13 protein-coding genes are annotated in these 15,060 nt (G+C 54.2%); 6 read left to right on the forward strand and 7 right to left on the reverse strand.

Annotation, left to right across the window (positions count from 1 at the left end; genetic code table 11):
• The first annotated feature begins 107 nt into the window (after window positions 1-107).
• Together ACTID9_RS24795 and ACTID9_RS24800 are read left to right on the forward strand one after the other, a co-directional pair.
• Window positions 108-1,121 (forward strand): BMP family ABC transporter substrate-binding protein, encoded by a 1,014-nt coding sequence (locus ACTID9_RS24795; RefSeq protein ID WP_441067719.1) that lies wholly within the window; start codon window positions 108-110, stop codon window positions 1,119-1,121.
• Window positions 1,121-2,950: an ATP-binding protein gene (locus ACTID9_RS24800; RefSeq protein ID WP_441067721.1), complete on the forward strand. Its 1,830-nt coding sequence runs from the start codon at window positions 1,121-1,123 to the stop codon at window positions 2,948-2,950. Before ACTID9_RS24795 ends, ACTID9_RS24800 begins: the two co-directional genes overlap by 1 nt.
• On the opposite strand, the gene ACTID9_RS24805 is transcribed toward ACTID9_RS24800, so the two are convergent.
• The 5 genes from ACTID9_RS24805 to ACTID9_RS24825 all read right to left on the reverse strand — a co-directional run bounded on the left by ACTID9_RS24805 (window position 2,936) and on the right by ACTID9_RS24825 (window position 9,539).
• The gene (locus ACTID9_RS24805; protein ID WP_441067723.1) at window positions 2,936-3,748 is read right to left on the reverse strand and encodes an alpha/beta hydrolase family protein; all 813 of its coding nucleotides are present in this window, start codon (window positions 3,746-3,748) and stop codon (window positions 2,936-2,938) included. The two genes, ACTID9_RS24800 and ACTID9_RS24805, sit on opposite strands and share 15 nt — an antisense overlap.
• Before the next feature lie 125 nt (window positions 3,749-3,873).
• Entirely contained in the window at window positions 3,874-4,293 is a 420-nt protein-coding gene (locus ACTID9_RS24810) for a S1 RNA-binding domain-containing protein (RefSeq protein WP_441067725.1), read from the reverse strand.
• Between the two features lie 221 nt (window positions 4,294-4,514).
• Entirely contained in the window at window positions 4,515-5,018 is a 504-nt protein-coding gene (locus ACTID9_RS24815) for a VanZ family protein (protein ID WP_441067727.1), read from the reverse strand.
• A gap of 32 nt (window positions 5,019-5,050) precedes the next feature.
• A complete protein-coding gene (locus ACTID9_RS24820; RefSeq protein WP_441067729.1) occupies window positions 5,051-8,305 on the reverse strand; it encodes an efflux RND transporter permease subunit in 3,255 nt (1,084 codons plus the stop codon).
• On the reverse strand, window positions 8,295-9,539 hold the full coding sequence (locus ACTID9_RS24825; protein WP_441067731.1) for an efflux RND transporter periplasmic adaptor subunit: 1,245 nt from the start codon (window positions 9,537-9,539) through the stop codon (window positions 8,295-8,297). Before ACTID9_RS24825 ends, ACTID9_RS24820 begins: the two co-directional genes overlap by 11 nt.
• Before the next feature lie 162 nt (window positions 9,540-9,701).
• Between ACTID9_RS24825 and ACTID9_RS24830 the strand changes: the two genes are divergently transcribed.
• A complete protein-coding gene (locus ACTID9_RS24830) occupies window positions 9,702-10,061 on the forward strand; it encodes a putative RNA methyltransferase (protein ID WP_441067733.1) in 360 nt (119 codons plus the stop codon).
• Window positions 10,062-10,166: 105 nt separating this feature from the next.
• Window positions 10,167-10,724 (forward strand): GNAT family N-acetyltransferase, encoded by a 558-nt coding sequence (locus ACTID9_RS24835; protein WP_441067735.1) that lies wholly within the window; start codon window positions 10,167-10,169, stop codon window positions 10,722-10,724.
• Between the two features lie 59 nt (window positions 10,725-10,783).
• On the opposite strand, the gene ACTID9_RS24840 is transcribed toward ACTID9_RS24835, so the two are convergent.
• Window positions 10,784-11,587, reverse strand: a complete 804-nt coding sequence (locus ACTID9_RS24840) for a Cof-type HAD-IIB family hydrolase (RefSeq protein WP_441067737.1) — start codon at window positions 11,585-11,587, stop codon at window positions 10,784-10,786.
• A gap of 85 nt (window positions 11,588-11,672) precedes the next feature.
• Window positions 11,673-13,286: a hypothetical protein gene (locus ACTID9_RS24845; protein ID WP_441067739.1), complete on the reverse strand. Its 1,614-nt coding sequence runs from the start codon at window positions 13,284-13,286 to the stop codon at window positions 11,673-11,675.
• A 260-nt stretch (window positions 13,287-13,546) separates the two neighbouring features.
• On the opposite strand from ACTID9_RS24845, the gene ACTID9_RS24850 reads away from it, so the two are divergent.
• Window positions 13,547-14,239, forward strand: a complete 693-nt coding sequence (locus ACTID9_RS24850) for a CoA transferase subunit A (RefSeq protein ID WP_441067741.1) — start codon at window positions 13,547-13,549, stop codon at window positions 14,237-14,239.
• Between the two features lie 29 nt (window positions 14,240-14,268).
• A complete protein-coding gene (locus ACTID9_RS24855) occupies window positions 14,269-14,925 on the forward strand; it encodes a CoA transferase subunit B (RefSeq protein WP_441067743.1) in 657 nt (218 codons plus the stop codon).
• Window positions 14,926-15,060: the final 135 nt, after the last annotated feature.

The following is a 15,060-nucleotide window of genomic DNA, read 5'->3' on the forward strand; positions in this document are numbered from 1 at the left end:
TTTAAACAGTGAAGAAAAATATTCGCCCGATTTCAGCAGGAATTTCGCCCCTCGTTGTCGAATAGTGGCTTTTTGTGTTTTCTTCATTTATGAAAGGAGCCAATGTCATGAACAGGCAACTGCAATGGTTTCCTTTTCTGTTTGTCGTCGTGGTCGTCGTCCTGCTGGTATCCATCACGTGGCGTTTTTCCAGCAACATGAGCCAGCTGAATAAAATAACCCCTCATCCCCAATTTCGCGTCGCACTTCTATTGGAGGGACCTTCTTTTGACCAGGGCTGGAACAGCAGCGCACTGGAGAGCATCAGCCGGCTGCGCGATCGTTTTTCGTTTGAATTGCAAATCGCCGATCAATTATCCGCGGCAAAAATTACCGAGACAGCTTCGCAATACGCCGCCCAAGGCTATGATTTGGTGATCGGCCACGGCGTTGCTTTTTCCGAGCCGTTTTACCATGTCGCGCCCTATTATCCCAAGACACGGTTTATCACCTTTAACGGAAAAGCGACCTATCCCAACCAGACCAACATCGGCTATGATATGAAAGATTCCGGATACCTCATGGGAAAACTGTCCGCGCTGATGAGCAAGACGCATCAAGTCGGCTATATCGTGGCCAACAAGCCAAATGAAGCGATCCAGATTGAATGGTTCAAGCGCGGTGTCGCCTCCATCAAGCCGCTCGCCACCGTCCATGTCAAGACCGTCGGCAGCTACAATGATGATGCGGCTGCGCTGAAAGCAGCGCAAGATTTGATTGCGCATCGTGTCGATGTGATTTACACGCTGGGGGACAGCTTCAATCTGCCTGTCATCACAGCAGCGCAAAAAGCCAACATCTATGCGATCGGCTATATTGCAGATCAGCGGTATATCGCGCCGAACAATGTGCTCACCTGTATCATGCAAGATGTCAACATGGTGTACACGTTGATCTTGCAGCAATACGCCAATGGCACACTTCCCCAGGGAAATGTGGAGTTCGGCCTGGCAGAGGGGGCGAATCGCTTGAGTTCGTTTGGCCCGATGGTTCCTCCGGCGGTTCAGCAGGAAATCAATCATGAACTCCAGCAAATCGTGGAGAAAAAGCACGTGACCAGCGGGAGCGGGAGGAAATCGTAATGTATTTTTTTCGTAAGATGGGATTCCAGCAAAAAATGTTGCTCAGCTACTTGCTCATGATGCTGCTGATCGGTACGGTCGCCCTCTTGTACAGTTATCAAATGACCAAAATTACAACGGATGAGCTGCGGTTGTCCCAGCGCATCCTGCCGCAAACGAGCGCGCTGCTCAACCTCAAAAACCAGCTGTACTCGAAAACGTACGCGTTGAAAATGTATGCGCAGACCCGGGAACCCGTTTATTTGGAGAAATATTACAGCGGCATGCTGCAGCGCAACCTGCTCGACCAGATTGTGCGGACGAAAGAAAATGAGCGGTTGTTCACCATCGCGTCACAGATCAGTGAGCTTGATTTCATTTTTTTTAACAAGATCGATCCGCTTCTGAAAGCAAAGAATGTGGATGCGGTCACCTATGTGCTCAAAACCGAGGTGGAGCCGCGCATCATGCAGCTTGAACAGGTGCTGGCGTTCACCTTGCAAAGTCTGGAGACGGATACGAATGCCGAATTCCAGCAAACCAATACCAGCATGCAAGTCGCGTTGATCATCACGTATACCGTCTCCGTCGCGGCCATCCTGTTCGGGCTGTTCTCCGCCTTTTATTTTCGCAAGCAGCTGCTCCATCCGATCGAATCGCTGATTCAGCAGATGAGACAGGTGTCGCGCGGCGCTTTTGGCAAACAGATCACGCATGAAGCGCGGGACGAGTTCTTTGAATTGGCCAGCGAATTCAACAAGATGTCCAAAAATGTCGCCGAGCTGTTCTTGCATACGCAGCGGCAAAACCAAATCCTGACCGAGGAAAAGCAGGTGCGCGAACAAATTCTCAACACGTTGCCGGTCGGCGTCATCACCTACTATACGCCGTCGAATGAAGTGCATCTGAACGAAAAAGCCCAGACGCTTGTCGAGCTGAACGAAACATTCCTGCCCAAGTCGCCGACGCCCGACATATGGGCGCGCAAAGATGGCGACGGTCCCGGATGGTTTGAAAACCGCAAGATCACGTTGTACAAACCCGATGGCTCCACCTTCCTGGCGCTCGTTTCGTATGCCCCGCTCGTCCAGCAGGACGGCAGCGAAATCGGCTGGATGATGGTGCTGTCCGACATCACCGAACAGGAAAAGATCCAGGCCTATATGCACCAGTCGGAAAAATTATCGCTGGTCGGCCAGCTTGCGGCCGGCGCTGCTCATGAAATCCGCAATCCGCTGACCGTCATCTACGGATTCATGCAGCTTTTGGAAAAAAATCTGACAGAAGAATACCGGAGCCGTTATTATGTACCGCTGATCATCCAGGAGATCGAGCGCGTCAACCGCATCGTGACCGAGCTTTTGATGCTCTCCAAGCCATCGCAGCCCAACTATCGGGAGGTCACGCTCGAAGAGGTCGTTTCCGCTATCCTGCCATTGATGAAAGGCGAGGCCGCACTCCACAACATCATGATTCAGGAAACATATGAGAAAGACGCGTTCCTGCATGTCGATGTGGAGCAGTTCAAGCAAATTTTGCTCAACCTGATGAAAAACAGCCTGGAAGCGATGCCGGATGGAGGCACGCTGACGATCGAAAGCACGCAAGACGCGGACAAGCTGTTTATCGCCGTAACCGATACGGGCATCGGCATGTCGCCTGAACAGATGACACGCATATTCGAGCCGTTTTATTCCGATAAAGACGACGGCACCGGTTTGGGCTTGCCCATTACGATGCGCATGATCCAAAACCATGGCGGCGATCTTCAGGTGAAAAGCGAGGTCGGAAAAGGAACAACGTTCACCATCATCCTGCCGAAAAAACCGCATGAATCAGGTTTGGGGTAGCCGTGCTGCCTCTTCCTGCTTCATGATCCAGTCAAACATCCGCCGCGTGTAGCGCTCGATTTCCTGCGGCCCGAACAGATGGCTCGCTCCTTTTGCTATCCACAATTCATGCGCTTTCCCGCTCGCAGCCATCGCCTCTGCGAGCTTTTTTGCATGCTGCACGCCAACGTTTTGGTCAGCCGTCCCGTGCACGATGAGCACAGGGCACGTCATTCGGTCAGCCAGCAGCCATGGCGAACGCGCCAAGTAGCCCTCGCGATTTTTTTGCGGGTCGCCAACGATCCGGTTCAGCATGTTGCGCAAGTCGGCCCGTTCCTCATAGGTCAGCAAAAGATCGGTCACACCGCTCCAAACTACCGCCGACTGAAACCCGCTGCGCCTGGCTGCGACAAGCAGCGCCATCATCCCGCCGCGCGAAAAGCCATACAGACTGATGCGCCCCGCATCCACCTCGTCCATGCTGAGCAACAGTTCATGGGCGGCAAACAAGTCGTGAAGCTCCGCTCCGCCGAATTCGTCCTTCCCCTCGCCTCCTTCATTTCCCCGGTAATGGGGAGCAAGCACGACATAGCCAAAGGAGGCCATCTGCGAGATGCGTTCCGCGCGCACCTTCCCTACTTTTTTGTACCCGCCGCGACAGTAGAGAAGCGCTGGTTTTTTGCCCGCTTGTTCGGGTACCGCGAGCATCGCTTTCACCCGATGCCCTTCGCTGTCGTATGTGACGTCATAAAGCGTTACGCCTGGCTGTACAGGCGGAAGCACTGTATATTTGATCGCAATCCCCTCCTCGCCTTCCAAAGGATTTTTCCATTAAGCTTGCCAACTCCGCAATCGCGTATTCCAAATGCCTTGACGGAGCATATCTGCACAAAAAAGAAAAGGAACCCGAAAGTTCCTTCTCACATTTTACGATATGTCAACGCTTAGTAGCCGCGTTTTGCTTGTTTTTTGTTGATGGTAGCGAGGTTTTCTTCGCTGTGCTTCAGCCATTTTTTCATCTTGTCTTCAAAAGAAGTCGCGCTGTTTTCATTGCGTCTGTCGTTTCCACCGCGACCGCCACCGCGATATCCGCCGCCTCGACGCTCTTCGGAAGCTTCACGTTCCGGCGCCGGCAGAGCAGCACGAACCGAAAGCGAGATTTTCCCTGCATCATCAATGGAGAGAACTTTCACTTTAACTGGGGCTCCTACGGAAAAGTGTTCATTAATATCTTTGACAAATCCGTTTGCCACTTGGGAAATGTGCACTAACCCTTGTTGTGTTTCGTTAATTGCCACGAACATCCCAAACGGTTTAATTGCGGTCACTTTTCCCTCGATGATGCTTCCCACTTGTACTGCCATTCAGTTTGCACTCCTTTTATCTTTTCGCGAAAGTGTCACGAGCCGCATTTCGTGGGGCTCATTCTTTTAGTATAGCAGATAACTTATTTTTGTGAAAAGCCCATTATACGCGTAAATAGCGAGAAATACAATTTTAGCTGCCAACGTTCTTCGCTGAATGTGCCATTCTCATTGATACAAGGTATGCGCGGCGGAGCGCCGTTGCCACTCCGCCTGCACTTTCAGCCGACGGGCCTCCGTTTTCGCTTGGTACGAAATGCCAGAACAAGCCCAATCATTACCAGCATGAGGCATATACCCGTTCCATCCAGCACAACATCGGACAGCATGGGCGTCCGGTTGGGCGTGAACGATTGGTGCCACTCATCCAGCACGGCAGCCGCCAGTGCGAGAAAACCGCTCCAGGGCAATGCTGTCTGCGGCATTGTCCAGCCACGCAGAACATGATACATCAGGAACGCCGTCAATGCAAACGTCAGGAAATGCGTCGCCTTTCGGATGAAAAACTCGATAAATCCCGGGACGCCCAACGCTTTGATGCTGATTTCCTTTTTGCCGTACACAAAGGAAATGCCGCCCAAATAGTGGCTCGCCTTCTTCGCGTCGATCAGGTGACCGATGTTTCCGCGAATGTCCTGCTTCTCGTAAGGCGTCGAGGATGAATAAAAGGTAGCGCCGAGCACGATGCACAGCAAAGCAAAATAGATGAGAAATGAACCTTTCACCGATGAACCTCCTTCTCTCACTGCCAAGTATATCACGATTGGCGGTCAATCGAAGAGAGATCGGCGATCGGCTGGAAATCTTCGCGCTGCAGACCGGTTTTGCGCGGCTCACGTTCCGCCGCTGCCTGTTCCCGCCTGTGCTGAATCGCGGCGGCGCGCTGTTTGCGTTTCCACTCGCGATGGTCTTTGCGCTTCACTTTCGTATTATGGAACCACGCATACAATTGCTGGTTCAGCTGGGCCAGCGACATCGCCGGGCCACGCTCCGCGCGCAGTGCCATCGCATGGTATAATCCCGGGACGATCACCATGACAGCCCAAGCGATCAGTACGATTCCCGGCGTGAACACCGCTGTAAAGGAAGCGACGAAATCGTCCCCCCTTCTCCAGAAGCCGAAAAGCGGGAGCAAACCGACCACAAGCGTCACGAGCAGCACGCGCATAATCGGGATATACTCCGTAAAAGCCGCTTGAATTCGCGTCGCAATCGGTCGCTTCACACCTTCTGCCTGCCGCTCCATGCCATCGATCAGCACGTAAGCCTGCTGCAGCATGAGCGCAACCACGGCCGCTGCTCCGCTTACAGCCATCAGGTTAAGCGGGCGGTTGTACCAGAGCAATCCTCCCACCACTGCAAATGACGCCAGCGGCACAAGCAAGAGGCTGACCGCCGCGTGCCGGATCGTACGGTGCACCAGCAAGCTGACCAGACAAAACGCGATTGCTGCGAGTGACGAATACAGGACGCGCGTTGCGGTATCCGTCTTGTCTGCCTCCTCCTTCTCCTGCTTGCGGATGTCTTCCCCGGACAAGATCGTGTACCCGTCCGGGATTGTGATCGTGTCTTTCATCATGATCGGCAAGTAGTACGACAGCCCGTCGATACGGCTTTGGTCGGATACCGCGCTGCTTACCTTGATCATGTACATGCCGTCTTCGCGCTTGTAGACTGCCGGTGCCTTCACCAACTGCCATTCCACAAGCTCACCCAGTCGGACAGACCCGGCGGGAGTGCGGATGAACACGTTTTTGACCTGATCGGCATGCTCCATCTCCTTTTTCGGATAGGATGCCGTGATGGACAGGCTCTGATCGTTCCAGCGAACGTTCCCCACGCTTTGCTCCCCCAGGTAGCCTTCCACCTGGCTTTTCACAGCCGCTTCGGAAATATGGTAGCGCGCGAGCATGTCTTGCCGCGGAATCATGTTTACATACAGGGTCGAATCCGTATCGCCGATTCGGACGTCGGTCAGCAGCCGGTTGTTTTTCGTATCGCGCATCCGCGAATTTTGCAAGTAATCCGCCAGGCGCGATGCGATTTCGTTCGCCGTCCCTAGCGATGTTCCCTTGATCGTGAACTCAAGCCGTTTCGATTTGGCGTCGCCGACGACAAGCGCAAAAGGGTCGGTCTGCGGGATGTCGCGCATCTGCTCATTGAGCGCTTTTTCAAATTGATACGGCGTGCGCACACGCTCCGCCAGTCTTTTCATATAGATCGTGAACCGCAGCTCCTCTTTGGTTACGGTCACGTACACATCTTGAACGTCGCTGAGCGTGCGCAGCTTCTCTTCAGCCGTGCGGGCCGCTGTCAAGGCGGCTGACTGCGTACCGCCGTGAATTGTCGGCAACACCATCGTCGTCTTGTCGCTGTCTGTTTTCAAAAACGGGTCGACCGTCACAAACGTATGAAAGAAAACATAGAGAAGTCCGGTGCCCAGCAGTGTGACAACATACGGCAAGGTTTTGCGCGCGAGCAGCCGCTCCCATCGTTTGAACAGCCAGTTTGTGAACATGCTCGCCTGCCTGGCTTGTGGCTGATGCGTAAGCGCGTGCTCCCTGAGCCATCCTGCGGCAAGCGTAGGAACGATCAATCCGATGACAACGGCCAACACTACAGCGCCGATCAGCAATACCGGAATTGCCTCATACAAAACCGGGATGTCGGTCGCTTTGAGAAAGTCGGTTGTAAACAGGACGGCCGCGATGCCGAGCAATGCGAATATCGGCCAAACCGCCAAAAGCAATAACGGCCTCGTTTGCCGATCGATCGTCGCCTGATCGTGTATGGACTGCTTGGCGTATCGGGCGAAAAGCGAAAGCAACGCTCCTACGGCGAGCAGCAGGACGATAAACAACGCCCCGGCTGTCGTCACATTCAGCGTCGCGCCGTACAGCCACATGCCGCCAAGGACACCGCATGCAACCAGCACGATGGCCAGAAAGGAAAGAACCGCAGCCGCAGTTTGGCGCAGCCAGGAACCGATAAAGGAAGCCGCGATGATTGCCGTAACTGCCGCGAACAACAGCAGGCGCTTCAAAAAGTCCGCAATCGGCGTGGCATTGTTTTCGATGACTTCCAGCATGAATTTGCCTTGTCCCTGATCGTTGATGCTCTCCACGACGCGATTCAGTTCGGACGCCGTTTCGGTAGCCCGCGCATCTTCCCTTCCATACACATTGATGGCAAGAGCCGGCTCTCCTTTATACAAGGTCATTTGGTCAGCCTGACTGCCCCGCAGGTCCTTGATTTCGGCAAGCAGCTTCAGTGCAACATTGCCTTTCTTCGTCGATATGATCGTTTTGCCGAGTGCTTCCGGCGCAGAAGCTTGACTCGTCCATAAAAAGCGCGTCTGGTCGATTCCTTCGCCGATTCCGCCGATTCCAGCCTGTGCGGTTTGCTGCTGCAGCTGCTGGATGATTTCGCCGGGTGTCACGTCGTAATTTTTCAGCATCGCCGGCGAAAAAACCAACTCCACCTTATTGGCAAGACCGCTCCCGACCTCTACCCGCGAGACGCCCGCGACCTGTGCAAGCTGCTCCCGTACGGTGTATTTGCCGATGTTCGCAAGCGTGCTCAAGTCCCCGCCGTGCAGCAGCAAGAACGCGAGCGGACCATGCTCAGGTTCGAGCCGCTTCCATTTAAGGTCATTGCGGCTGACAGGGAGCGACGCTGCGGCTTCATCGAGTTTTTTGGCTATTTCGGCTTGCAAGCGGCCGCCGGCATCCGGCTTTCCTTTTACGGTAAGCTGGACCGATCCCGCTTGCGTGATCGTCGTAATTTTCTCCAGGCCGCCCAGCTCGCGAATCTTGTCTTCGAGCGGGCGCGCGATTTTTTCCTCGGCTTCCTCCGGCGTCATTCCGCTAGCCGGAGCAGTGATCAGGTATGTGGACAGCTCGTAGTCAGGGTAAACTGCGACAGGCAGCTTGCTGTATGCGGTGATTCCCAACACGATGAGGAGCAGCGCGAGCAGCGCAACCATCTGTTTGCGATAGCTGTTATTGATCATCGGCTACCCTCACCGTTTCGCCATCAAGCACATAGGAAAGCCCTTGGCTGACGATTCGGTCGCCCGCCGCAAGCCCGGATAACACCTGGTAATACTCGCCATAAAGCGGTCCGACCTGAATCTCCGTTTTTTGGACCGTATCATCGGCCAGCTTCATCACATAGTGAGATTCATCGGAAATGCCCACTGCGGACACTGGCACGAGGAGCGCATTCCCGCCTTTGACATCGTAACGGCAGGTGACCGTCATCCCCGCCTTCCAATCGGCCACATCGCCTTTTACGGCGATTTCCACCGGATAGGTTGCGGTCGCTTGATCGAGAATCGGCGAAACAAAGCTGACTTGCCCCCCCAGCTCTTCACCGCCCGGGGTCACGACAGTCACCGTCTGGCCCTTTTTCCAATTGCCGATCTGGTCGTTTTCGACCTGGATTTTAACCATCCAGGACGATGGATCGATCAGCCGCACCACTTCCGTCCCGGCGCCCACCTGTTCGGATTCCTGCATCGGAATGGCGGCGACGATGCCTCCAAACGGCGCATGGAGCTGTGCCTGCTTCAAATCCTGTGTCGCCCGTCCCAATTGCGCCGCCGCTTCTTTAACCTGTGCGTCTGCCGCTTCCACATCGAGCTTATCCGCCGCTTCAACCAGCTTGCTCAAGCTCAATTCCTCTTCCTGCAGGCTCATCGCCGCCTGCTTTTGGGCGAGCGCCGCCGTATCAAGCTCCTCTTTGGAGATCGCCCCGTTCTGGTACAGCAGCTTGGCGCGGTTCAGCTCATCCGACGCTTTGGCCAGATTTTGCCGCGCTCGCTCGATTTTGAGCTTTTGCTGCGTCACATCCGTCTCATGCGCGCCTTTCAGCGTCTTCGCCCGTTGCAGCGCGGCGCGATCAACCTGGCTTTGCGCCGCATCGATCTCCTGCTGCCATACCGTCGTATCCAGCGACGCGAGCAGTTCGCCCGCTTTCACAACGCTTCCTTTTTGCACAAATATTTTTGCAATTTTCCCCGAAGAGCCAAATGACAGCGGCAATTCTTTTTGCGGGACGACCGTACCGGTTATCTCCTGCGTAAGTCCGCCCTGCTTCGGCTCCAGAACGTATGCGTTTACGGTTTTGACCTTCAGCACGGTTTCTTTTTCCCGATCGCGCAGCTGCTCAACCTGCGATTCCAGCTTTTCGCAACCGGCCGTCAACAAAAGAACCGCCAGCAACACCGCATATGGTTTTTTCATGTTCACAACCCCCGTAAAAAACCTTTTCTTCTCTTTTTTAGGTAAAAAATCCCTCAGCAAATTATTTATAAATGGTAAATATAATTTTACATGCTGTCACAGGTTATGTATCATTTTTCTGAAAACCTTTATTATTTTTTATAAATTTTAGTATGTGGGGCAATGAAACCGATCCGTGCATCCGTTTTTCGTTGTCCGCTTTGCACAAGCGCCATGCAGCTTGTGGGTGGCAAACATGTGCAATGCTTGAATCGACATTCTTTTGATCTGGCCAGGCACGGTTACGTGAACTTCCTGCCTGCCCCGCTCAAACCGACCTATGGCAGTCGCTTGTTCGCCGCGCGGTCTGCCGTGTGCGACAGCGGTTTCTACAACGTGCTTCACGCGCACATCAGCGAGCTGCTCGCTGGCAGCTCATCCATCGCGGCGGATGCGGACGTTTTGCGAACCACCGCATTGCAAAAGCTGGAGATTACGATCGATGTCTCCGTGTTGGTTGGAAAAGCAACGGCTACCGTATAAAATGAATCAAACCGCCCTTTTTCCCGGGCGGTTTTTTGCAGACGCGTCCAGCGTCAAGACGCGCCTAGCGTCAAAGGCGCGTTCAGCGCCACAGGAGGTTTTGACATGAACATGCTGACAAGTGATCAGTGGGACGGTGCATTGTGGCAGCAGGCGGAGCCGATCTATTACGAGGCGTTTCCCGCGCACGGGCGGAAAAAACGCGAGCTGATCGAGCGGATGTTTGCGAGAAACATGTGCAATCTGCATGTTTTGATGGATGGGGATGAGGCGGTCGCCATGGCGTTGACCGGAAAATCGCAGTCCGCTGACGCCTCGGCGCTTTTGATCGATTATTTCGCTGTAAAAGCAACGCGGCGCGGGGAACGCATCGGCCAGCGCTTCATGGCCATGCTGAAGGAATGGGCCCAGACCATGCCTCGCATGGACGGAATCATCGTCGAGGTGGAAGCCGAGGAATCGGAAATGAATCGCAGCCGCATCCGGTTTTGGGAGTCATGCGGATTTACGCTTACAGATTACATCCACACGTACATCTGGGTCCCGGAAACGTACAAGGCGATGTATGTGGAGCTTTCGCCTGAAAGCCGCTTGCCCAAGGATGGGCAGCGTCTGTTTTCCTTCATTACTGCGTTCCATAAAAAGGCTTATGCACGGAATTGAAAAACAAAAAAGCGATCCGCTCGGTTGACCGATAACCGCCCGGACCGCTCCCTGGTTTTTCACCGCACGCCAGCGGTCGCATTCGTCTGCAAAACCCACTCGGTCGCTTGTGCCACCGAATCTGCTTCCCGGCTCGCCCGCTTGCGCACGTCCGCGTCGCTGTGCGCCATCACAAAGCTGTGCGGCGTGAGCGCAAACATCGACAGATCGTTGAAGGAATCGCCGATGACGACCGTTTCCTCCGGCCTGACACCCAATTCTTTAAGCAAATAGCGCAGCCCCACGCCTTTGGAGACGTGAATCGGCATGAAATCGACGCAATCCACATCGGACACGACCACTTCCACTTCCCCCGGGAAAGCCTCCCGGATCGCCGCCTGCATCTCGCGCAATCTCTCCATCTCACCAAAATAGCTGAGCTTGCAAGGCGCAAAGTCGGGGGCAAACGACTCCACGACATCGGGTTTCACTTCAAATGGCATCAGCATGCGTGCCTCAATCTTTTTTGTTGCCTCCGACTTCTTGGGCGTATAAATCGTTTGTCCCACGCTGATCATCTCCACGAAGCCGTAGTGGCGCGCCGCAGCATACAGCCGTTTGGCCAGCACAGGTTCAAACGCGTCACTGTGCAAGAGCTTCTCCTCGCGCGTATAGACGAAGGAACCGTTTTGGCTGATGCGGTGACATGCCACCCGCAAATCGTCCATGATGGTCGTCAGCTCGCCATGCATACGACCCGATGCCAGGCAAATCTCCACCCCGGCCTCTGCAAGCTCGCGCAATGCCTGGCGGTTCTTTTCCGGCACCTGTTTATCGTCGTCCAGCAGCGTTCCATCCAAATCGGTTACGAACAGTTTGATCATCTCTTTCTCTTCCCTCCCCTATCGCTGGCTTTATTGTACCCCAACAAAAAGAAGGCGCAAAGGAAGAGACTCCCTCGGACGTTGATTATCGTTTCAACGGCACAATCTCTTTTGTTTGCAGCATGAGCTTGTCGCCGTCCACTTTCCAAACAGAAACCGCAGTCGCCAATCCGTCCGCATGGTAGGCGCCGGAAATACGCTGCAAACCGCGCAGTTCCAGCACGCCGTCCTCGTCTGAATCAATCGGGGCAAGCTGGCCGAAACCGTCGATCATGCCGGTTGTTTTTTCTTTCAGCACCCCGTCCCTGGCGTAGATGCCCATTTCGATGTAAGCGTCTTTGGCGCCCTTCACATCAATCGTCTGCATGTCTTTATCTGCTGTGCTGGTCAGATTCACCTTGAACTGGTCGGCAAATTGGATGTCATACGAGAGTCCCTGGTTCAGGAGCGATTGTTTGACGACCTCGGCTGGCTTGTTATCTGCAAAGGAGAGCAAGCTGTACGTATACACGCCGCCGCTGCCGCCTGTCGCCGTTTCCACCAGCACCTCTTTGCCAGGCGTTTTGTTGAACTGTCCGATAAACAAGGCTGGCTCGTAACCGCCATTTTCTTCTCCTACGCTTGTCTGCGCTTCTTTGCCGGTTTTGCCGTCTTTCACGACGACGCGCAAATCGGTCACGTACGGGCTGTCCGCTTCCTTGGTGCCCACCAGCAAAATATCATCTTTCACTCCGTCCCCTGTCACATCGGCATATTTGGCATCGACAATCATGGTGTTTGGCTTCGCGTCTTTTTCCGTAAACGGTTTGTTCGCCTCCACGCGTGCCGATGGCAGGTTATCGCGATCGAGCGGGCTGATCACCGCTTCTTTCAGCGTCAGCTGGCCATTTTCCAGCGCCCATACCGTCTTGGCAATCCCGATCGTATCGGCATGCGCCGCTCCCCAAATTTGCTGCACGCCAGCCAGTGCAATCGTCCCATCCGGCTGGATTTGTGGAGTGAGCGCGCTGTATCCGTCATAAGCCCCCTTCACCGGAATGAGGAGCTTGCCTGCTTTGTCATAGATGCCGGCATCGAGGTACGCTTCTTTTCCCGCGCTGATGTCGATTGTGCTTGTTTTGCCTGTCAGCTTGTTGGTCACTTGCACTTTGAAGCCGTCGATGAATTTGGCTTCCAGCGTAATGCCTTCACTCAATTTTTCCTGGGGAACCAGCTCTTTTCCTTTGCCTCCTGCAAACGTCAGCAGGCTGTATGTACTGGTGCCGCCGCTTCCGCCGTTGGCCAGCTGAACAAAGAGATCGCTTGCGCCGTCCTCATTGAAATCCATGCTGGTCATTTTTGGCTCATAGCCGCCGTCAACCTTGCCGACAGAAAGCTTCGCATACGTTTTCGCCTTCCCGTCCTTTACCACCACGGTCACGTCTGTGCTGTACAGATCGTCTGCCTTTTCTTTATGACCAAGCAACAGCACATCGTCTGCCTCGCCGTCGCCCGTCACATCGATCTGCGTCGCATCAAGCACGGTCATGCTCTGTGCAAACGGCAGCTCTTTTGCTGCAAACGCCTGTCCAGGCGCAAACGTCTGTGCTGCCGCCTCGGTTGTCATCGCGTTGACCGGAACGTTTGCCGCTCCCCATGCTGTCGCCAGAAATCCGCCGCACATCACTGCAGCCGTCGTCATTGCCATCATTTTTTTCATAGATACCCCTCCGTGAATTGTTGCTGTATTGCTGTATCGTTGTTTCGTTGTTTTCGCGTGCGTCTTCGCTTACATGTACATCGTACCGCCCGGGGCGGATAAAAGCGTTACAATCCGTTAACAGCAAGGTTACAAACCGGTTACAAACGCGAGCCTGTACCGATTGGCTGCAAGAAGGCCTGGCTGCAACATGTTTGTTACCCTGCTTTATATAATGAGTAGTAATCTGATCTTAACTTTTTGATGCGGGAGTGAACGCCATGGCGAAAATTTATACCTCCTACACCGAGATCGTCGCAGACATCCACGATGATGCGACATTGCTGGTCGGTGGTTTTGGACTTGTCGGCATACCAGAAAATTTGATCATTGCCTTGCGCGATAAAGGCGTCCGTCAATTGACCGTTGTCTCCAACAACTGCGGTGTGGATGACTGGGGTCTCGGGCTCTTGCTGCGGGAAAAGCAAATCAAGAAGATGGTTTCCTCCTATGTCGGGGAAAACAAAGAATTCGAGCGCCAATTCCTCTCCGGTGAGCTGGAAGTGGAACTGACGCCGCAAGGTACGCTGGCAGAACGCATTCGTGCGGGCGGCGCGGGCATTCCGGCTTTCTATACGCCAGCTGGCGTAGGTACGCCGATTGCGGAAGGGCGCGAAACACGCGTGTTTGGCGGCAAGGAATATTTGCTGGAAACCGCGATCACAGGCGATTTCGCCCTGATCAAGGCGTGGAAGGCCGACAAGATGGGCAACCTGGTCTACCGCAAAACCGCGCGCAACTTCAACCCGATGATGGCCGCTGCTGGCAAAATCACCATCGTTGAGGTCGAGGAAATCGTCGAGAACGGCGAACTCGATCCCGATGCGATCCATACGCCAAGCGTCTATGTGCAACGCATCATACAGGCTCCGTCTTTCGAGAAACGAATCGAACGCCGGACCGTCAGCAAATAAGCAGCATACCCGTTGAAAGGAGGATATTCATGACACTCACACGTGAACAGATCGCAATGCGCGCAGCACAAGAAATCGAGGATGGTTTTTACGTGAACCTGGGAATCGGCATGCCGACACTGGTCGCCAACTATATTCCCGAGGGCAAAACCGTCGTTCTGCAATCCGAGAACGGGCTTTTGGGCATCGGTCCCTACCCGACTGAAGACGAGATCGATCCAGATTTGATCAACGCTGGCAAAGAGACGGTCACCGCCATTCCGGGCGCGGCCTACTTCTCCAGCGCCGAGTCGTTTGGAATGATTCGCGGCGGTCATATCGACCTCGCCATCCTGGGCGCGATGGAAGTATCCGCCAACGGCGATTTGGCCAACTGGATGATTCCGGGCAAAATGGTGAAAGGCATGGGCGGTGCGATGGATTTGGTCCATGGCGCGAAAAAGATCGTCGTGATCATGGAGCATGTGAACAAGCACGGCGAAACCAAAGTGCTGAACGAATGCGCCCTGCCGCTGACAGGTAAAGGTGTGATCAACCGGATCATCACGGATCGCGCGGTGATGGATGTAACGGCGGAAGGGCTGGTCTTGGTTGAGGTGGCGGAAGGGTTTACGCCGGAAGACATTCAGGCGTGCACGGAACCGCCGTTGATCATTTCGGAGAATGTGAAGACGATTCAGTTGTAACTGTGTTACTGGTCGAACGAATCCAGCCTTTCTTTGCGAGAGGCTGGTTTTTTTATACGCAAAATAGAATCGAGACCTGCCAAAAGATATACTTGGGTTATCGGGCTTTTTCACAATTTCTCGCAAAAGGAGGCA

The sequence above is a fragment of the Brevibacillus fluminis genome (assembly GCF_052072235.1).
Classification (GTDB): Bacteria; Bacillota; Bacilli; order Brevibacillales; family Brevibacillaceae; genus Brevibacillus_D; species Brevibacillus_D fluminis_A.